Consider the following 20,779-nt stretch of genomic DNA (forward strand, 5'->3'; position numbering starts at 1 on the left):
CCTCAGCCGCTGGTCTCCGAAGCCTTCCGGTAACCGCGGACCGCCGGATAGCCGAAGATCAGGAGCACCCCGCCCACCCACAGCAGGGTGTCGATAAGCGGTTCGGCGACGGGACCGCCGTAGGAGAGCCCTTTCATCGCCTCGATTGCGCAGCTCATGGGCTGGTTCTCCACGGTGGAACGCAACCAGGCCGGGTATGCCTCGATCAGTACGAAACCGGAGTTGAAGAACAGCAGCAGATTGGTGAGCAGACCGACCAACTGCACCAGCAGCGGCCCCTCGGCGATGGTGGCGATCGCGGTGATGAACACCGCGAATCCGATCCCGAACAGAATCGGGATCCCGATCAGGCCCAGCGCGGCCAACGGCCCCTGTTCGAAACGAAAACCGAGACAGAAGCCCACCGCGATCACGATGAGCGTGGTGACCAGCACCCGGATCGCCTCGGCCAGCAACCGGCCGGTGAGCCCGGCCGCGCGATGGATCGGCATGGTCCAGAAACGGCCGAGCAGCCCGGTGGCCTTCTCGGTTTTGAAGCCGAGCGCGCTCACCACGGCCCCGCTCATCGCCGCGATCAGCGTGATCATCGGGACGGTGCCGTAGACGGCGGGCTTCCCGGAGAAACTCGAAATGGACTCGTCGAGCACGATCCAGAACATCACCAGGGTCAGCGCCGGGTACACGATGGTCTGGATGGTGGTCGACGGATCGCGCAACCAGCCCATCAGCAGCCGCTTGCACTCGATCCAACTGTTCACCGCCCAGGCCGCCGGCGAACCCTCGGTCCGGGTAGCCGCCCGCGGCAGGTCCATCGCGGCGGCCGTGGGCGCGAACCGTTCACGGCCACCGGAACTCTTCGGGACCGCCGGGGTATCGACAATGCTCATGCTCGCCTCACATTCGCCCAGACCGCGAACGGGACGAACAGCACCGTCCCGGCGACCAGCCAGATCAATCCGACCCGCAGTACCTCCCAGCTCACCCCGTCGCCCGCCATATCCCGCAGCGCGTAGGCGAACTGGGTGATGGGCTGGTTACGCACGAACGGCTGGACCCAATCCGGGAACTGCGTTTCCGGTACGAAACCGCACGACATCATGCCGAAGATCAGGGTCGGCAAGGTCAGCGCCTGGCTCAGCGCCTGCGGGCTCTTCGTCAGACTGCCGAGACCGTCCGCGCCGACGGCCAGCATGGTGCCGACAGCGAGCGCGAAGGCACAGAACCCGACGGTTTGCCCCCACCCGGCCGTGAATTCGAACCCGATAATGTGCCCGTAGATCAGCGCGGCGGTCAGTGAAACCACCGAGCGGACCAGTCCGGCGGCGATCCGTGAGGTCAACGGCACCAGCAAGCCGATCGGCATGGTCTGCAACCGGGTGCTGAATCCGACGCGCGCCTCGAAAGCGGCCAGTTGCGCGTTCGACATCATGGTGAAAGCCATGGTCTGCAGGACGACGATGGGCATGACGAACTGCGCGTAGTCGATGCCCTGGAACTGCATCACCAGGCGCAGCGGGAGATAGAAGCCCACGGTGAAAACGAGCGGTGTGAGGATCGCGCCGATCAGCTCGCCCTTGCTGACCATGGTCCAGACGACCCGCCCGGTGAGAGCCCGCCACTGCGCGAAGTACGAGACATGGGTCCGCGGCAGTTCGGCGAAGAGTCCGGTGCGGTCGACGGCGGGTGCGCTCACCGGGGTTCACCCGTCCGCTCGGTGCTGCCGCTATGGCCGGTGATGGACAGGAAGACATCGTCGAGGGAGGGACGCCGCAGCCCGATATCGGCAAGCCGGATCTCGGCGCCGTCCAACCGGCGCAACGCCTCGGCGAGTGTCGCGGCACCCTCGGGCGCGGGAATCGACATCCGTTCCGAACCGTCGAGGTCGGCGGCGACCGCGGGCGGGACGAGATCGCCGAGCGCGCCGGCGGCGCGACGTAGTTCGCTGGGATCCAGCGGCACGATTTCGCAGTAGCTGCCGCCGGTCTTCTCCTTGAGCTCGTCGGCGGTACCTTCGGCGATCACCGTGCCCTTGTCGATCACGATGATGTTGTCCGACAGCACATCGGCTTCTTCCAGGTACTGGGTGGTCAGCAGCACGGTGATGCCCTGTTCTTTCAGCGCGTTCACCAGCTCCCAGACGCCCTGCCGACTGCGCGGGTCCAGACCGGTGGTCGGTTCGTCGAGGAACACCACTTCCGGCCGGACCACCAGCCCGCAGGCGATATCCACCCGCCGCCGCATGCCCCCCGAGTACTGGTGCACCGGACGCCGTCCGGCCGCGACGAGATCGAATTCGGCGAGCAGGGTGTCCGCGCGGCGCCGGGCCGCCGATTTACTCAGGCCCATCAACCGGCCGAACAGTTCGAGGTTCTCCCGGCCCGACAGATTCAGATCCAGCGCCGCGTACTGGCCGGTCATCATGATCGAACGTCGCACCGCCGCCGGATCCTGCCGGACATCGTGACCGGCCACGATCGCGCGGCCGGCATCCGGCCGCAGCAGGGTGGAGAGGATTTTCACGGTGGTGGTCTTGCCGGCGCCGTTGGGTCCGAGGATGCCGAGTACGGTGCCGCGTTCGGCGCGGAAACTCACCCCGCGCAACGCGTGGACCTCGCCGAACGATTTGGCGATCCCGTCGACTTCGACCGCCGCCGCAACCGTGGCCCCGGGACCGGGTGTCCGGGGGGTCGCCCCCGTGGGCGGGCTGTCCGGCCGGGCCGGGGCGCTGCCGGCCGGCTCGGCGGGTATATCGCCCGGCGCAGCCGGAGAGACATCGTTTCGGGCGGCTGTCCCGGCATCATTCGAACTCGGCATCAACTCTCCACTATCGGCCGGATGGGGCGGTGGGGCGGACCGGCGCACCGGTATCCCGCTGGATGATCCCCGGCGCCGGACGCGATGTTACCGATCGGCGTTTCGGCGCCCGGGTCGCCGCCGATACCCCGAGCAGAACGCCGATCAACTGTGTGCTTGCTCACAGCAGCATATGGGCGGGTCATCGGTCCTGGTCGGCGGTGCAATGACAGCGCACGGGCAGTGCGAGTGTCTTGTCGGCGTGGCCGCCACCACCATAATCTGGCTTGTATGGCCGATACCGCGCAGCCCGAGGTGGCGGCGCGTTCGGGAGGATCCGGCCGACCGAGCGTGCTCACCTCCTACGATCCCCGCACCGGCGAGATCGTCGGCAACTATTCCATCGCCGGTCCCGGCGAACTCGAACGCGCCGTGTCCGACGCCCGTACGGCCGAGAGCTGGTGGTCGACAGCTGGTTTCGGCCCACGCAAACGGTTGCTCCTGGAGTGGAAACGGGTTATCGCGCGCCGTGCAGCGCAATTGGTGGAGATCCTGCGCGAGGAAACCGGTAAACCGGAGGCCGATGCCGCGATCGAGGTGATGCTCGCGGTGGAGAACCTCGATTGGGCGGCGCGTAACGCGGGCCGGGTACTGAGCCGGCGCACGCTGGCGTCGAACTGGCTGACCCGCAACCAGCACGCGTCGGTCGGTTATCTGCCGCTGGGCGTGGTGGGAGTGCTGGGGCCGTGGCAGAACCCGGTTTTCACGCCGATGGGATCGATCGCGTATGCCATGGCCGCCGGTAACGCCGTGGTTTTCAAACCGCACGAGCTCACCAGTGGTACCGGTTTGTGGCTGGCCTCGACCTGGCGGGAGGTCGCACCGGACAAACCGGTGTTCGCGGCGGTCACCGGTGACGATTCCACCGCCGCCGCGCTGTGCCGCGCCGGTGTCGACAAGATCGCGTACGCGGGTCCGGAAGCCCAGGGCCGCGAAGTGATCTCACTGTGCGCGCAGACGATGACCCCGGTCGTGGTGGAGAACTCCGGTAAGGGCGCCATGATCGTGCACGTCGACGCGAAAATAGACGAGGCCGCCGAAGCGGCGGTGTTCGGCGCCATGGCCAACGCCGGCCAGAACGCGACCGGCGTCCAGCGCGCCTACGTCGCGGCATCGATATACGACCAGTTCCTCGACCTGGTCGTCGACCGGGCGCGGGCGCTGCGTCCCGGCGCCGACCGCCGCTCCTCCTACGGCCCGATGATCCTGGAATCGCAGGCCGAGGTCGTCCGTAAACAGGTCCGCGATGCCCTCGCCCGGGGCGGCCGCGCGGTCGTCGGCGGCCTGGATTCGATCCGCGAGCCGTACGTGGAACCCATCGTCCTGGCCGATGTCCCCGAGGAGAGCATCGCCATCACCGAGGAGGGGATCGGCCCGGTCCTCATCGTGAACAAGGTGCGCGATCTCGACGACGCTGTCACCCGCATCAACGATGCCGGGCGCGGTATCGCGGTTTCGGTGTTCACCCGCGATATCGCCGAGGTCGAAATCTATGCCGAGCGATTGCGGGCGGGAGTGGTCACGGTCAACACCGCCACCACCTACGCGAGTATCCCGGCGCTGCCGTTCGGCGGGGTCGGCGAATACGGGCAGGGCCACAGCCACGGTGATCTGGGCCTACGCGAATTCAGCCGGACCCTGTCCATCGCCCGCAACCGCTACGGAGAAGCACTGGGCTTGTCCAGTTTCTACCGGAACGCGCGGCGACTGCGTGTCGCGCGCACTGTTTTCCGGTTCCGGCACGGGTAGCGCCCGCCGTCCGAGCGGCCGGCTTCAGCCGGCGTAATCGCGCACGAGCGCGGCCAGTCGATCCCAGGCAGGCGAGGTGATACCGGCCCCGTCGGTTATCAGGCGGATCAGCGCGAGGTCCACTGTCGAGGTGGCCGCGCTGCCGCCTGCCGACCAGCGCGCCGCGCGTTCGGCCAGGCCGGGCAATCGCGGATCGTCGGGCGACCAGTCGAACGCGGCGTCGTAATCGAGATACAGAGCCCGGAAGTCCGGGTCTTCCAGATCGGCCGCCTTGTCCGCGACCCACTTCGCCGCCTGCTCCGGCGCCACCGACTGCAGCAGAATCCAGATATCGCGCTCCGTCCGCACTGCCCGTGCGCTCACTCCGAGCCGCCGCAGCCGGTCGAGATACTCGGCGACAGCCACGGAGACGAAAAGACGGTCACCACCGGCCAGCTCGGCAATCCGCTTCCGGGTCGCCTGAATCTGCTCGGCACGTTCGGCGAGCGCGGTATCGATCTCGGCAATCGCCGCCGCGAACTCGCCGGGGCCCGCGGCCAGTAACTCCTTGATCCGCGCCAGCGGCACACCCGCCTGCACCAAGGTTTTGATCTTGACCAGTTCGACGGCGTCGGCGGCGGTGTAGCGCCGGTACCCGGAAGCGTCGCGCGGCGGCTCGGAAAGCAGGCCGCGCCCGTGATACACCCGAACGGCCTTGATCGTCACGCCCGCATACCGCGCGAGCTGTCCGATGGTGATCACCAGTATCCCTTCCTCCGCCGCGCGACCGGCCGTCAGCGGACCCGGCCGAAGAGCCGGCCGGCGAGGTCGATTCCCGCTATCGAGCCCGCCTCGTCCCGGGTAAAGTACCCGCGCTGTCCGCCCAGGCCCCCGGCGGTAACGATGTATTCGTCCGCGTCACCGGCCAGCAGACCCAGGGGCGCCGGCGGCAGGTCCGGCGGAAGTTCGGTATCGGCGGCGGCCCGGACCGCCGGTTTGATGGCGCATCCTATGGTCAAACCGTCATGCTGCGCGGCCAAGGTGAGTCGCATCATCTCGTTCTCATAGATTCCGGCGACTTCCGCGGCCCTCGCCTCGTCATAGGGCAACGGCTCAGGGTCGCGTTCCACTACGCCGAGATAGTGTTCCAAGGCCCAGCGCACGATCGCGCGATTCAGGGAAAGGCCGGCATCAGGGCCGGCGTTCGACAGGGCCACCACCGCGAAATCGCGGTCCGGCACGATCAGCAGATCGGCGAACTGACCGTTACCCGATCCGCCGTGCCCGATGGTCGCGACGCCGTCCACTTCGCGCAGGAACCAGCAGGTCCCGAACGCATCACCCAGTGTGCTGGCGCGAAGTTCCACGGTCTGCGCACGCATCCCGTGCAGGAGTTCGGCGGATATGATCCGGTCGCCCGCACCGGTGCGGCCGTCACCGAGATGGAACCGCGCCCACCGGAGCAGATCAGCCGCCGAGGACACCGCACCGCCACCGGGATTGTTGGAGCGGTTGTCCTTCCATTGCGTCGCAACCAGCAGCGCACCGCTGTCGTCGAGATTGTGTCCCACCGCGAACCGGCGGGTCATCGCATCGTTGAGGGCATAGCAGCTGGCGTTCAGGCCGAGGGGGTCGAACAGCAGCGTGCGTACGGCTGCCTCGAAGGTGCGGCCGGTGACATTCTCGATGATCCGGCCGGCGAGGTTGAAACCGGCCTGACTGTAGGACGCGCGCGCTCCCGGTTCTGTGAGCAGTTCGGATCCGGCGAGCAACTCCGCGTGCCGGGCCAGCGCATCATCCCCTTCACCGGTATCGGCGCTCAACTTCCATTCCAATCCGGCGGTGTGGTTGAGCAGCTGCGCCACCTTGATCTCGTGTGTCGCGACCCCCGGTCCCGTGAATTCCGGAACATACCGCTGTACCGGCGCCGCCAGGTCCACCTGCCCCGCATCTACCAGCCGCAGCAGCGCGGTCGCGGTGAAGGTTTTGCTCACCGAGCCGATGACGAAGCCGGTGTCCCGGTCGACAGGCAGCGGGTTGCGTACGCTGGTCACGCCGTGGCAGGCGAAATATTCTTCGCCGCCGGCCAGGATTGCGACGGCCACACCCGGCACGCCCAGTTCTGCTGCCTGCGCCGCAACGAATTCCTGCAGTTTCTGTTCCATCTCGGTCATGACTCGATGGTCGAGGCTTGCCCCAGGGGCAAGGTCAAGCCCCGAACCGGAAAATTATCCGCGGTGGACGGTAGTGCGGTTCAGCGCGGTCCGGAACCGAGCAAAGTGGCCATCATCAAGGTGTGCAGCCTGGCCATCTGCTGCGGGCGGGAATCGAAGCGGATCAACCGGCCCACATCGATCACCTGACCGATCGCCGAATGCACGCGGAAACGCGCCTCGGTGGGATCGTCGTCGAGCAGGTTCGCCCATTCGTGCACGTTCTGCCGTTGGATCGCGCGCAGTTTGTGCTGTTCGGCCTGGGGCAGGTTCGGGAATTCCGCGTAGTACACCGGCATGATCTCCGGCATGGCGAAACTGAGTCGCACATACCGGTCGGCGATCTTGTTCACCGCATCCGCGCGGCCGCTTGCCTCCGCCAATGCTTCGGTGATCGCGAACGCCAGCCGGTCGCCGGTGCGGTGGAACGCCGCGGCCAGCAGATCGGATTTACTGCTGAAGTACCGGTAGACACTGGAGGCGTTGATACCGACGGCCGCCCCGATCTCCTCGATACTGGCCTCGTGGTAGCCGCGGCGGCCGAAGATACGGATGGCCTCGGTGAGCAGCTGTTCCCGTTTGGAGGTCACCGGCAGGCCACGCGGCTGCGGATCGGGCTCCCCCGGGCCGGGTGCGGGCGGAAGTTCGGTACGCACGATCGCCCACGCCATATCGCACAGCAGCGGCAGGAGTTTGGCGCTCGACAGAGCGGTGCGGTGGGCCGAGATACTGCCGATCACACTGAGCACCGCGGCGGCCAGCAGGGCGATGTCCTCCGCCGGCGCGTCCGGCCGCAACTTCTCGATCGGCCCGGCGAAGGCACGGTTGATTTCGTTGTAGAGGGTGCGGATCCGGGCGCGGTCGGGCTGCTCCAGGTAGCGGCCCTCCCACCGGTACAGGCCGGCCTCGCGGCGGATATCGATGGTGTGCTCGGCCACGGCACGGATCAGCGCGTCGAGATGCTGTTCCGGGGTCGCGCCGGGTTCGTCCGCGCCGCGCGCGGCATCGAGCAGCTGCCGGGCGCCTTCCTCGGCCGCGGCCACCAGCAGCGCGTATTTGTTGGCGAAATGGCGGTACAGCGCCGGGCCGGAAATTCCGACCTCAGCCGCGATCTCGTCCACACCGACCGGGTAGTAGCCGCGCTCGCTGAACGCGCGGGCGGCCGCGCGCATGATCTGTACTTTGCGATCCTTGGGCCGCCGCCGCCCGCCCTGGCCGTTGCCACGGTCGGCCGGACGAATGCGCACCGGGTCCACCCGGCTGCTCTCCGCGACCATGCATTCTCCGTTCGCCTCGGCAGCGCCGCCGGTGTTGACAGCGCCCGACAAGTCAACCTAAGTTAACCACAATTCGCAATGTTAACCGGTATTCGCAAGCCGGTCGGCACCGGACAGCACCCCATGGAGCGCATATGGTCAACACAGATTCCCCCACTACACAGCCGGCGGGTTTCTCCGCGGTGCACGACGGCCGGGTGCTGCGAGTGACGCTCACCAAACCCAAGCGCAAAAACGCCCTCGACTACGACAGCCTGGTCGCACTCGGCGATACCTTCCTCGCCGCCGCCCAGGACAAAACGGTCCGGGTCGTCGTACTCACCGGTGAAGGCGGCGATTTCTGCACCGGAGCCGACCTGGCCGCCAGCGCCGAGGAAGGTGCCCGCGGAATCACCCCGGAAATGGTGATGGATGCCGCGAACCGCCTGGTCCGCGCCATTGTGGATATGCCGGTCCCGGTGATCTCCCGGATCCGGGGCGCCGCCGCCGGTGTCGGCGTCGGTATCGCGCTGGCCGCCGACCTGGTCTACGCCGAAACCGATTCCTACCTACTGCTGGCCTTCATCAATATCGGCCTGATGCCCGACGGCGGCGCCGCCGCACTGATCGCCGCCGCCGCGGGCCGCCCGCTGGCCGCCCGCCTGGCACTGCTCGGCGAACGCCTCCCCGCGCCGGCCGCCCACGCCGAAGGACTGTTCACCGACGTCCTGGCGACCACCGCGGAACTGGACGCCGCCGTAGAGGCCGCCGCCGAGAAGATCGGCCACGGTCCCCGCCGGGCGCTGGAACTCACCAAGAAGGCACTCAACCGCGCCACCCTGACCGCACTGGACACCGCCCTCGCCGACGAGAAGGCCGGCCAGGTCGAACTGTTGCAGTCACCCGATTTCTTCGAAGGCGCCGCCGCCATGCTGGGCAAACGCAAAGCGGTCTTCGCCGAGTAGCACCCACACCGGAACGTTCTGCCCGGGGACCAGTTTCGGCCGACCGGCTGTGCGGCCGGAAAACAATGGCGGCCCGATCGATCGACCGGGCCGCCATCATCGTTTCCGCTTCACATCTCGCTCATCGGCGAGACGGGATCACAGACCCAGGCCGCGGGCGAGCACCGGCCAGGAGACCAGGAACTCGTCTTCCCAGTAACCCCACGAGTGGGTGCCCGAATCACGGAAGTTGAAGGTCGCGGGGATCCCCAGCGAATCCAGCCGGTTCTTCAGGTTGTGGGTGCAGAAATTCGTACCCGCCTCGATGACACCGCCGACCAGGAGCTGGTTGGCCAAGCCGTAGGAGCCGGGCAGAGTGTGCGGGCCGTTCAGGGTGTCCCAGCGGCCGGGCAGGCCGTTACCGGTGGACACATATAGCTCCATACCGCGCAACGCCTCGGCGTGGACATACGGGTCGTTCGCGACCCACGCCTCGGAGCCCTGCGGGCCCCACATGTTCATCGTGTCGCCACCGCCCCAGGTCTCGACAGTCAGCTTCACGAATTCCGAACCGACCGGATCGCTGGTCTGCGCGCAACCGCTGTAGGCGGCGGCCGCCTTGTACAACCCCGGATTCCCGATCGGCAGGGCCAGCACGGTGGTAGCGGAGGTGGACAGGCCGGCGAGGGCGTTCACCCCGTTGGTGCCGAGCGCGCCGTCGACCAGCGGCGGAAGCTCCTCGGTGAAGAAGGTCTTCCACTTGTTGCGGCCGAGCGCCGGATCGTCCTTGATCCAGTCGGTGTAGTAGGTCCAGCTACCGCCGATCGGCTGGATGACGTTCACGTTCTTGTCGGACAAGAACTCGAGCGTATTGGTTTGCGCCTGCCACGACGCGGAATCCTCACCGCCGCCCGCACCGTTGAGCAGGTACAGCGTGGGCCGGGGCACCGAGGCATCGGCCGGACGCTGGACGTCGACGATGATCTCCTTGTCCATGGACGCGGAGTGCACGTACAGGCGAAGATTGCGATCGTCCTTGTACTCGGCCTTGACGATCCGCGACCCGTTGGGCGAGGTGGGGTCGGCGAGCAGAGTCTTGGACTCGATGATCGGATCGGCCGCTGCCGCGGTACCGCCACCGAGCCCTGTCATCACGCCCGCGAACACCGCTGTGGCCGCGACCATCGCCGCAGCGCGTCTGCCGCCACGCCGGCTGAGTCGACGTATCAATTTCGCACCTTCGCTTCGTATCGAATGTTCATTCGGGCTCACTCCACACACCGGCACCGGCCGGGTCCCGGACCCGAACGCCTCACAGTAACCGGGCACGAGTCTGCCGCCCCGGAGTTTCCGCCTGTGTAGTCGGTCGGTGTGGACATATCGTTACCGTAGCGTTGTCCGAATGTCTCGATTCGGTCGCGCATACTGTGCCGATTCAGCACGGCGGGCCCCGGCCGTACCCACCGGGCACCAGCGCCCCGCGCTGACGCTGCAGGCACCGACACGCCCCGGCCGCGACAACACGCTGCGCCGATCGCGCTAATCATGCCCGCCGCGCCGCGAACCGACCGGCAACGACCCACCGTTTCGCTCCACCCGGCCAAGATATTCCAGCACACCGTCGCGCCGCCGCACGATATCGCCGGTGCGGTACAGCCGGCCACCGCCGGCCGCCGCGACGAACCGCACGGCGGTCTCGCCGGGAACTGCGTAGAACCCGCGCGCCAACTGCGGCCCGCCGATGTACATCTCCCCGGCGGTGCCCGGCGGCACCGGACGCATCCGGTCGTCCAGCAGATACACCCGGTCGTTGGTGACCGGCCGCCCGCCGACCGACCCGACGGTGATCACACCCGTCTCGTCGTGCCCGTACCAGATGACCAGCTCGGCACCGGGTAGCAGGTTCATGAACCGTTCCACCCCGCCCGACGGCAAGGCGGCACCGTCCACGACCAGCCGCCGCAGACTCGGATGCGTGGCCCGGCCACCGCCGTCGGTGACCGAATCGAGGAACCGGTCCAGCAAGGCGGGCACGACATGCACGATCGTCACCCGGTTGGCGGCGATCGACCGCGACAGATCGGCGGCCCGGCCGGGATGATCGGGCATCAGGATCTGCGCGCCGCTGTGCAGCGGCCGGAACAGCTCCCAGAGGGTGATATCGCCGACCGTGGGCGCCGCATGCAGAACCAGATCCGCCGAATCGTAGGGATGGCTACGCTGCGCCCGGCGCAACCGTTCGACCATCTGCCGGTGCGTGCCCGCGACCCCGATCGCCGTATCCGGCCGGTAGCGGATATCGGCGATATCGTCCGCGGCCACCACCGGGTCCGCGGCGGGATCCGTCGGCAGGTCCAGGTAGAGCAGATCGATCGCGACGACCGGAATACCGGTACCGGTGGTCACACCGTCGTCGGAAATACTCAGCACGCAGATCGGCTCCGCAGCAGCCAGCACCCGGTCGAGGCCGTCGGCGGAACCACCCGGATCCACCGGCACATAGGCGCCACCGGCACGCAACACCGCGCAGACCGCGACCACCAGATCGATTCCCGGGCGCATGGCCACCGCGACCGGAGTCTGCGCACCGACACCGAACCGGATCAGCTCCACCGACAGAGCCCGCGATTTACGGTCCAGTTCGGCATAGCTGAGCAACCGCGCCCCCTGCCGGACCGCCGGGTCGGCGGGCGTGCGCGCCACCTGCTCGTCGAACAGCGACAGCAGCGTGTTGTCGTCGTCGCGGGAACCGAGATCGCGGATCGGCGACAGGTACGCGGTGGTCTCCACATCGGCGACCGGCCGCAGGAATGTCGTCGGCTCCGGGTCGGCCGTGGATTCCCCGCCGACATCCCCGGGCGCCGGGTCACCGCCCTCCCCCGCAGGTTCGTCCGCCACCGCGGCGCGTCCCCGCTCCGGCAGCGACGCGGAGTTTTCGGCATACGACTCGCGAGAGACGGGTCGTCGCTGCGGTAGGCCGGAGCCGGTCGGCGGCTCCGAGGCAAGCGAGTCGTCCGGTGACCGGCGCTGCGGCAAACCCGGTTGCGCGGCCGGCTCCGGCCCGATCCCGGCATCCTGGGCCAGCGGCTGCTGCCGCGCCAGGCCCCTCGAACCCGGCAGGGCCGAGTTCTCCGCGCGGTCATCGAGGCCCGCGGGCGTAGGCGACCGCTGCGGAAGTGCCTCGCCGGCGGGTTCGGCGGCTACGTCGGTAAACCGTGGCCGCTCGGGCGGCAGACCGTTCGGGCTCGGCCGGGAGACGTCCCCGTCCTGATTCGCGAAGTCTCCGGCTGTTTCGTCGAGCGGGGGTCGCCCGGTCGGATCGAGTGAGGAGGCTCCCGCGCCTTGCCCTTCTCTCCCCTGGGCCTGACCACCACCTCGGGGCCGGCGCTGCGGCAGACCCGAGCCCCCGGTCGGCTCCGACTGGGTCAGAGCATCCTGCGACATCGGACGCTGCGGCGATCCGTTCGACCCCGACCGGGTCACGTTCCCCACGTGGTCATCGACGTCGCCGGGCGCGGGCTGCCGCTGCGGAAGCGCAGCGGCGGCAGATTCGGCAACTGCACCGGTGGACAGTGGCCGCCGCTGCGGCAAGCCGCTCGAGTCCGAACCGGCGGTGCCATCGAGATCAACGGGCGCCGGGTGCCGCTGCGGAAGCACCCCGGCAGCAGACTCGGCAGCTGCACCGGTGGACCGTGGCCGCCGCTGCGGCAGACCGCTCGGGCTCGGCCCGGCTGGGCTCCCGGCCGGGCCGCCGTCGACGTCTGCCAGCGCGGGTGGGCGCTGTGGGAGTTCCTCCGCGGCGGGGCCGGGAGTGTCTGGAGCCGAGTCGGTGCTCCGTGCCCGGCGCTGCGGCACACCCGGTCCGGCGGCGAGGGGCTGCGGTCCGGTGATCGGGCGCAGGAGGGAGGTGATCTCCGCATCCGGGACCGGCTGGGATCGCGGTGTGTGTGGATCGTGGTCCGGGAGCGGATCCCGGTCTGCCGGTACCTGCGACGATATCTCGCCGTACTGCCCCGCTCGGTCCCGCGAAAGCTCCTCGCCGACGGGAGGAACGAGATCGGAAGACGGCTGACCATGCGACGGTATGCCCGGACCGGCCGCAGAATCGGCGGTCTCGGAGTCGGCCGGTGCGGACGAATCCGGACCAGCCGCCGAGTATGGAGCGGCCGCCGACGACGCAAACGGGTCCGAACCCGCCACAGCATCAGAAACCGCCGCACCGGGCCCGAACGAATCCGAACCGGACGCTCCGTAAGAACCGGCCGCCGACGACGCAAGCGAGTCCGAACCCGCCACAGCATCAGAAACGGGTGCCGGCGGCTCGTACGGCTCCGGGGCGGGCGGCACCTGAGGTGCGGGGGCGGGGGCCGTCGGGCGGAGACCGTGTTCGGCGAGCCCGCCCAGGGCACGCACCCAGTGCTCGGCAAAAGTTTTCACGTCTTCGCCGACGAAAACCTCGGTGGCGTAATCGAAGCGGCACAGCAGGCCCTCGTCGGTGACGTCGACCGTCAGCACCAGCGGTACACCGTCCGCCGGGCCGTCGGTGTGCACGCGGGCGGGCCGCAGGTCGCGGTAGCGCAGTGTGAACCGCCCCGAATCGGCGGCGGCGAATTCGGCGGTGGTCTCGGCGTTCAGATAGCGCAGCAGTGCGTATCCGGCACCGCCGCCGGGTACCGAGCGGACGAGGTCGCGGATCTGGGTGAGGGCGGCGCCCGCGGCGGGGCCACCGACCAGAGCGTCGGCGGTATCGATATCGGCCACCTGCACCGACAGCGGGAATTCGGTGGCGAACCCGCCGACCAGGTCCGCACTGCGGCTCACCAGTGAGCGGGCATCGGCGTCGCAGCGCACCAGTGAACCCAGTGTCCGGACCACCGCTCCCTGTTCACCGGTGCGTAGCGCGATCGCGACCGCGGTCAGCAGTACCTCGGGCACGGTGGCCTGATAGGCGTCGGCGGCGGCGGTTACGGCGGCGGTGCCTTCAGCGGTGATGGCCAGCGATACTCGGCGCCGGGCCCGGAGATCGACGGTCCCCAAAGGTGCCGCGGTCCGGGCGCCCGCCAGATTCCGGCGCCACCAACCGGCCTCGTCGAGGAGATCGATCGACCGGGCGCGCTGATCGAGAGCCTGTACGAGTTGCGGCAGCCGTGATTCCGCGATCGCGGGCGCAGTCTCGCCGGCGATCAGTTCATCGACGATCACCCGCCAGGACCGGTCGTCGACAACGAGACCGTTGGCCACGACCACCAGTCGCCGCGCCGATTCGGCGCCGGTGACCACGAAATGGATATTGCGGCCGGTTGCCGGATCGAGGGCGTCCGCGGCCGCTTGCACGACATCGTCGGTTGCGACCGTGTTCTCGCCGGATTCGGGATCGAGCCACCAGTACGGCCGGTCGCCACGCTGGTCACGCGGGGGAATCCACAGGGCCGGTGTCCGATCGTTGCTGTCGAGCCGGGCCGACAGCATCGGATGACGGGTTACCAGCGCGCGAACCACTGCTTCGGTGTGGTCGAGTGACCGGCCGGCGGGCAGGTCCAGCACGATCGACCGGACTTCGACCCCCGGTAGTGGATTGCCGAGCAGGCGGAGCGCCGTGGGAGTCACGGGCAGTTCACCGGAAACGTGGAGGCCGCCGGAATGCTCGCCTTCGTCCTCGGGACCACGCTGGGGTTCGGGAACCGTGGCGGTGGCCGCGCCAGGCGTGTTCGAGGTTCCCGCGGCGATCCGGTTCGCGCTGTCTGCGCCGCCGGAACGCGCACCCGCACCGCCGACGCCCCCGGTCTCCGCGGCCTCGAACTCGGCGCCGGTACCGGCTTCCGGCGGAATATCCGCACCGCCGGCCGCCGCGGTATCCGTACCGCCGGCCGGTCCGGTGTTGCGGCGACCGGCCGCCCCGATCCCCGAGGCCGCGGCGCGTGCACCGCCTACCTCCGCCGGAGCCTCGAAGTCGCCCGCAGAGCCGCCGGCTACGTCTCCCACTGCAGAACGGCGACCCGCCCCGCGGACGAGTTCGGCATCTGCAGGGTTCGCGACCCCACCGACGACATCGGCAGCCGCTGCCCCGCCGTGAGCGGGATCGGCCAGATCCGAGTACGCGGCATCCGCACCCACATCGCCGGCGACGTCGGCAGCCGACGTCCCAACACCTGCACCACCGACGACATCGGCATCGGTGCCCGCCGCCCCTGTATCACCGGCCACACCGGATTCCGCCGCCCCGCGATCACCGCGACCGGTCATATCCGAATGCGCGGTACCGGCACCTCCATCGCGAACGAGGTCGGCGGCCGGTATCCGAACACCCGGACCACCGAGCACACCGGCATCCGCGGCACCTGGATCCGCACCGCCGGTCAGATCCGCAGTAGCACGAGTTTCCGCACCACCGATCGCAGCGGCATCCGCAGTTCCGGCTCCTACACCACCGGGTATGGCCGCGAGACCGGCATCACTGGGGTCTTCCACGGCGGTAGCCCGGGTATCGGCACCACCGGACAGACGTGTGTTCACGGTTCCCGGACCCGCATCACCAGGCGTGGCCGAGGCACCGGAATCTCCGGCTGGGTCCGCGGACCCGACCACGGAACCGGCATCGGGCAGGTAGGGGGCGGTATCGCGAACGACGTGCGCGGCTCCGGTGCGGGCACCTGCCGGACTCGCAGGTCCTGTGGGCGCGTCAGCGGCGCGGTAAGTGTCGGCGGGCCGGGCCTCCGCGATTGCGGCAACACGGTCCGCTGCGCGACCGTCCGGCTGCGCGACGGGGTCTGCCGGGGCCGGCTCGAGGGCGCTGGGGAGCATCGGCACGTCGTCGGGGTTCGGCAGCCGGTCGGTGTCGGGTTCGCCGGCGGGGTTCAGCGCAATCCGCTCGACCGTCTGGAACGCCACGGGCAGCAGCGCGGCCGGTAGCAGCCGGGCGAGCCCGGCCCGGACCTGTTCGAGGTCCGCGCCGGCGCCGTGTTCGGACACCACATAGGCGGCCAACCGGCTGCCCGGGGCGGTCGGGTCGCTACCCGCGGCGGCGGTGCGCGCCAGGACCGCGGCGTCGGCGATCCCGGGCAGTGTGCGGAGGGCGTCCGCGATAACGTGCGGGCGGATGCGGTGGCCACGGAACCGGATCTGATGGTCGGTGCGGCCGAGCAGGTCCAGGCGCTGCGGTGTGGTGTGGGTGGCGTCACGCCACAGCACCAGATCGCCCGTGCGGTACATCCGCTGGCCGTATCCGAACGGGTTGGCCACGAAGCGGGCTGCGGTGAGGCCCGCCCGGTCCGCGTAGCCGCGGGCCAGCTGGTCACCGGCGAGATACAGTTCGCCGGGCACTCCCGGCGGTACCGGGCGCAATCGCGAATCCAGGACGTACACCCGGGTGTTCCATTGCGGCAGGCCGATGGGCACCGACCGTTCGATCGATCCGGCGGCCGGCCAGGAAGTGGCCGATACCGCCGTTTCGCAGGTTCCGTACAGGTTGTGCACCTGTGCGGCGGAGCGGGCGCGCAGCGCCGAGACGATCTCCGGTGACAACGGTTCGCCGGTCACGAAGACCTCGCGCAGGCTGCCCACTCGATCGGGGTCGATGAGTCCGGCGAATTCGGCGAGTTCGGCCGGTCCGAAATCGGTGACCGTCACCCCGTAGGCGGTAATGGTTTCGGCGATCCGGCGGGCATCCGCGGGCCGGGTCAGCACCAGTTCGGCACCGGCGCGCAGCGGCAGGAAGAAACCCCACAGGGAGGTGGCCGCCGTGGCCGCATTGCGCTGCAGGTAGACGTCGGTGAAACCCAGCGGGGTCTGGGCGAGGCGCAAAGTGATCTGGTTGTTGAGAGCGGTATGCGTGAGGACCGCGAGTTCTGGACCGTCCGCAGCGGTCGATACGCACATCACGCAGGCCGCGTTACCGGGCCGCGCCGGCCGGGTCAGTTCCGCGGGGCGCAGCGGTTCGGTGGCGTACTGCCCGAGTTCGCCGGAATCGACGAGCAGGACCGGCGCGGATCGCCGGCTCGCGTGCAGGGCTTGCGCGACCCGGGATTCGCTCGCACGGTCGGCCAGGACGAGAGCCGGTGTGGCGGCATCGATGACCTGCGCGGTCCAGCGCGCCGGATCGCGCGGATCCAGGGGCAGGTAGGCGCCGCCTGCGGTGAGCACGGCGTAGATGGCGACCACGAGATCGGGGGTGTACCGGGTGGCGATACCCACCACGGTTTCCGCGCCGACCCCGGCCTCGATCAACCGGCGCGCCAGCCGGTTGACCCGTCCGTCGAATTCCTGGTAGCTCAGCTCGGTTTCCGCATCGGCGACGGCCACCGTATCGGGCCGGATGGCGACGGTGCGGCGGTAGCCGTCGAGCAGGAGTTCCGGTGCGACCGGATAGCGGGTGTCGTTCCATACCACGAGCAGCCGGTCGAGGTCGGCACGCGAAAGCAGATCGATATCGCCGACCGGGCCGTCCGGGTCGCCGCCGGCGACGGTGAGTACCCGCTGGAAACGCCGCGCGACCTCGGCGACGGCGGTGTGCCCGATCCGGTCCGCCGCGAAGCGGAATGCGGCCGCGATACCGTCCGGGGAGCCGTCGGGTGCTCGGTGCGGGTCGATGACCAGCCGTAATGCCGCGCCGACCGAGGTAGCAGGCACCTCGACGGGTTCGGTGGCCAGGCTCGGCATTTCCAGCCGTGGAATATCGTTGTGCCGCAGGGAGATCGCCACATCGAACAGGGGACCGTCCAGGCCCAGTGCCGCGGTGAGCAGTTCGAACGGCAGATCCGCGTTCGCGAAGGTCCGGCGATCCGATTCCGCGATCCGTTGGACCAGGTCGAGGAAGGATTCGGCGGGGTCGATACGGGTGCGCAGCACGACGGTGTTGGCGTAGGGGCCGATCGCGTCGTCGAGTTCGCGTTCGTCACTTCCGCGCACGGAACTGCCCAGCACGATATCGGCGACCGCCGCCGACCGGGCCAGCAGCACGGTGAACGCCGCGCGCAGCACGATGAATTCGGAGGTGCCGGCCCGCTGGGCGATATCGGCGATGCGGCGATGGGTGCGGGTGCCGATATCGAAGGCGTGCACGCCTTCACCGGTGGCGCCGGCTGCGGTGCCGGCCGGGAATTCGAGCCGTGCAGGCAGTTCGGCCAGGTACTCGCGCCAGTACGCGAGCCGGCGGGCGGCGAGTGAATCCCGGTTGTCGATATCGCCGAGTTCGGCCCGGCGGCCGAGGAAGTAGTCGAGATATTGGATCGACAGCGGCTGCCACAGCGGCCGAGACCGGTTGCGCCGGCCGAGGAACGCCCGCAGCAGGTCTCGTAGCAGCAGTCCGGCCGAAACGTCGTCGGCGAGGATCCGGTGCACCACCACTGCGACCACGTGTTCCCGCGGGCCCAGTTCGGCCAGCGCGAACCGGACCGGGACCTGCTCGGCGTCGGCGGCGTCGAAATCCGTATGCGCCAGCACGTCCAGCCATTCGGCCAGCTCGGCGGCGGGTACCGGTTCGGCGACCACTTCGGGGACGGCCTGTTCGCGCGGCAGAACGACCTGCTGCGGCTCCCCGCCGACCTCCGGGTAGACGGTGCGCAGGGTTTCGTGCCGGTCGACCACATCGGCGACCGCGGCCTGCATCGCCGTGGCGTCCAGGTTGCCGGTCAAGCGCATCGCCGCGGTGATCGTTTCGACGGCGGTATCGGGCGCGGTCCGGTTGCGGTCCCACCACTGCCGCTGCCCGGGTGAGAGCGGAATGATCGCGGGACGTTCCACCACGCTCGGCGGGCCGGCCGGGCGGGTGTCGTCCGTGGCGGTATCCGGGTCGGACGGAGCCGCCGGTCCGGCACCGGAGTTGTCCGGCAGCTCCGATTCCGCGGACCAGGCCGGGGGAACTGCCCAGTCCGGCCGGCTCGACAGTGGCTGCGCTGGACGGGCGGCCGCGGTATCCCGCTCGGCCGGGTGGTCCGCCTCGTGTACGGCGGACAGCGGGTTCTCGTAGAACGCGGTGGCGTCAGTGGGTATCGGCGCATAACCTCCCCGGCCGTCCGGAGGTCCGGGGAGCTGCCGACCGCTACGCAGCCAATCGTCGGTCGAGGCCCCGAGCGGGTGCCGGCGGTCGGGTATCTCCAGGTAGCCGCGCCCCCGTAACTCCATATCCCGTTGTTCGGACGCCAGCCGACTGCCCGTCTCGGGTAACGACTCCGGGGAATGGCGGTCGAGGTTACCGCCGGAGCTGCGATCCGGCGACACCGGCTCCGGCGAACTGCCCGGCGCGAGGTCCGAAACCGCCGGCTCGGACGTACCGGGGCTGCCGGAACCCGGATCGGAAGGCCCGGATCCATACGCCACCGAATCGGCACCGATTACTCGCCCGCCCGGGCTTGCGGCGTCCCGGATCGGCAGACTCTGTGCGTAATCGGGTAGTTCGTCGGCGGGCAACGCAGCCGGCTCGGCCGTGACTTCCCGCGGCCCCGCCGGATCGGCGGCCGTTTCCGCGCGACCCGGCCGCGATATCGCGGCGGATCCGTCGTGGGCCGGTAACTCGATCCGTCCCACATATTCCATGGCGCCGCCCGGTCCGCGACGCACCAGGTCACCGGTGCGGTAGAGCCGGGAGCCGTCCCCGGCGAACGGGTCGGCCACCAGCAGTTGCGCCGTCTGTCCCGGCCGGCGGTGGTAGCCGCGCGCCAATTGCGGGCCACCCAGGTACAACTCACCTACCGCGCCATCGGGAACCGCGGCGAGCCGCTCGTCCAGGATATGCGCCGCGACCCCGCGGATCGGGGTGCCGAGGGTGCGTGGGCCGCCCGGAGTCAGCGGTGAGCTGATACTGGTCATAATGGTGGCCTCGGCCGGCCCGTACCCCTGGTAGAGGGCCCGGGGCGAACCGCCGGTGACCGGAATCGCCCAGCGCTGCACCGTCTCGGGCGGGCACGGCCGCCGGCCCGTGATCACCACGCCCAGTTCGTCCAGTCCGGTGGGGTCGATCAGTTCCAGCGCGTCCGCGGGCAGGTAGGCGTGGGTCACGCCGGTGCGCTGTAGCAGGGCCGCCAGTTCATCGGCCCGCGATACCAGCGGGGACACCACGACCATGGTCGCCGCGCCGCCCAGTGCCAGCAGTAGTTCCAGGACCGAGGAATCGGAGGGCAGCGGCGCGAAGTTCAGGGTGCGGTCCTCGGGTTCCACCCGGTAGCGGCCCTGCTGTTCGCTGCAGAGACCGGATAATCCGGCCTGGGTCACCACGATCCCGTCCGGCAAAGTCTCGCCGTCGGCGGCATAGGTTACGTACGCGGGATGTTCGGCGCGCAGCGGGCGGATCCGGTCGGCGTAGGTGACCGCTTCGGCGGAGAACTGTTCCAGCGAACGGGCCGTATCGACCGTGTCGACCTGCAACCATTCGATTTCTTCCGGCAGTTCGGTGCGCACCCAGGACACCGCCAGGCCGTAGACGGCACCGGCGTCGACGAGCAGGTGCGCGACCCAGCCCGGCGGATAGGCCGGATCGATCGGGACGAATCCGGCGCCGGTTTTGGCCACGGCCCATATCGCGAGAACCGCGTCCAGCGAACGCGGAATGGCCACGGCAACCAGATCCTCCGGCCCGATACCGCGGGCTATCAGTGCCCGGGCCAGCCGGCTGGACCAGGCGTCCAGATCGGCGTAGGTGACCTGTTCCAGCGGCCCGGTACCGTCGGCGAGGACGAGGGCGACACCATCGGGATCGGTTTCGACGGCGTTGGCGATCAGTTGCGGCAGTGTGATCACGCGGGGCCGCCGGGTTCGCTGCGGTCTGGCCCGGACCGGCCGCGTCATGCTGCGC

At 69.3% G+C, this 20,779-nt stretch carries 10 protein-coding genes; 2 read left to right on the top strand and 8 right to left on the bottom strand.

Annotated features, from left to right (window positions below):
- Positions 1–2: 2 nt before the first annotated feature.
- From IU448_RS10455 to IU448_RS10465, 3 genes are read right to left on the bottom strand one after another with little or no spacing between them, the layout of a single operon-like run.
- The gene (locus IU448_RS10455; RefSeq protein ID WP_195055390.1) at positions 3–887 is read right to left on the bottom strand and encodes an ABC transporter permease; all 885 of its coding nucleotides are present in this window, start codon (positions 885–887) and stop codon (positions 3–5) included.
- Entirely contained in the window at positions 884–1,693 is an 810-nt protein-coding gene (locus IU448_RS10460; protein WP_195055391.1) for an ABC transporter permease, read from the bottom strand. Before IU448_RS10460 ends, IU448_RS10455 begins: the two co-directional genes overlap by 4 nt.
- Positions 1,690–2,814: an ATP-binding cassette domain-containing protein gene (locus IU448_RS10465; protein WP_195055392.1), complete on the bottom strand. Its 1,125-nt coding sequence runs from the start codon at positions 2,812–2,814 to the stop codon at positions 1,690–1,692. The genes IU448_RS10460 and IU448_RS10465 overlap by 4 nt, the downstream gene beginning before the upstream one ends.
- Before the next feature lie 270 nt (positions 2,815–3,084).
- On the opposite strand from IU448_RS10465, the gene IU448_RS10470 reads away from it, so the two are divergent.
- A complete protein-coding gene (locus IU448_RS10470; protein ID WP_195055393.1) occupies positions 3,085–4,602 on the top strand; it encodes an aldehyde dehydrogenase family protein in 1,518 nt (505 codons plus the stop codon).
- A 24-nt stretch (positions 4,603–4,626) separates the two neighbouring features.
- On the opposite strand, the gene IU448_RS10475 is transcribed toward IU448_RS10470, so the two are convergent.
- The 3 genes from IU448_RS10475 to IU448_RS10485 form a co-directional block, all read right to left on the bottom strand.
- Entirely contained in the window at positions 4,627–5,343 is a 717-nt protein-coding gene (locus tag IU448_RS10475; protein WP_195055394.1) for a MerR family transcriptional regulator, read from the bottom strand.
- A gap of 32 nt (positions 5,344–5,375) precedes the next feature.
- Positions 5,376–6,755, bottom strand: a complete 1,380-nt coding sequence (locus IU448_RS10480; protein WP_195055395.1) for a serine hydrolase domain-containing protein — start codon at positions 6,753–6,755, stop codon at positions 5,376–5,378.
- A gap of 80 nt (positions 6,756–6,835) precedes the next feature.
- Complete coding sequence (locus IU448_RS10485; RefSeq protein WP_195055396.1) at positions 6,836–8,071, bottom strand: TetR/AcrR family transcriptional regulator; 1,236 nt, start codon at positions 8,069–8,071, stop codon at positions 6,836–6,838.
- Positions 8,072–8,205: 134 nt separating this feature from the next.
- Between IU448_RS10485 and IU448_RS10490 the strand changes: the two genes are divergently transcribed.
- A complete protein-coding gene (locus IU448_RS10490) occupies positions 8,206–9,015 on the top strand; it encodes an enoyl-CoA hydratase-related protein (RefSeq protein WP_195055397.1) in 810 nt (269 codons plus the stop codon).
- 138 nt (positions 9,016–9,153) lie between these two features.
- On the opposite strand, the gene IU448_RS10495 is transcribed toward IU448_RS10490, so the two are convergent.
- The gene (locus IU448_RS10495; RefSeq protein WP_195055398.1) at positions 9,154–10,179 is read right to left on the bottom strand and encodes an alpha/beta hydrolase; all 1,026 of its coding nucleotides are present in this window, start codon (positions 10,177–10,179) and stop codon (positions 9,154–9,156) included.
- A 354-nt stretch (positions 10,180–10,533) separates the two neighbouring features.
- Positions 10,534–20,724 (bottom strand): AMP-binding protein, encoded by a 10,191-nt coding sequence (locus IU448_RS10500; protein ID WP_195055399.1) that lies wholly within the window; start codon positions 20,722–20,724, stop codon positions 10,534–10,536.
- Between the last annotated feature and the right edge of the window lie 55 nt (positions 20,725–20,779).

This window comes from Nocardia flavorosea (assembly GCF_015477805.1).
Lineage (GTDB): Bacteria > Actinomycetota > Actinomycetes > Mycobacteriales > Mycobacteriaceae > Nocardia > Nocardia flavorosea_A.

What these genes read in the sequence shown, in the direction of transcription:
- IU448_RS10465 (WP_195055392.1), bottom strand. Translation starts at nt 2,814, where the DNA reads ATGCCGAGTTCGAATGATGCCGGGACAGCCGCCCGAAACGATGTCTCT.
- IU448_RS10455 (WP_195055390.1), bottom strand. Translation starts at nt 887, where the DNA reads ATGAGCATTGTCGATACCCCGGCGGTCCCGAAGAGTTCCGGTGGCCGT.
- IU448_RS10480 (WP_195055395.1), bottom strand. Translation starts at nt 6,755, where the DNA reads ATGACCGAGATGGAACAGAAACTGCAGGAATTCGTTGCGGCGCAGGCA.
- IU448_RS10485 (WP_195055396.1), bottom strand. Translation starts at nt 8,071, where the DNA reads ATGGTCGCGGAGAGCAGCCGGGTGGACCCGGTGCGCATTCGTCCGGCC.
- IU448_RS10495 (WP_195055398.1), bottom strand. Translation starts at nt 10,179, where the DNA reads ATGGTCGCGGCCACAGCGGTGTTCGCGGGCGTGATGACAGGGCTCGGT.
- IU448_RS10470 (WP_195055393.1), top strand. Translation starts at nt 3,085, where the DNA reads ATGGCCGATACCGCGCAGCCCGAGGTGGCGGCGCGTTCGGGAGGATCC.
- IU448_RS10490 (WP_195055397.1), top strand. Translation starts at nt 8,206, where the DNA reads ATGGTCAACACAGATTCCCCCACTACACAGCCGGCGGGTTTCTCCGCG.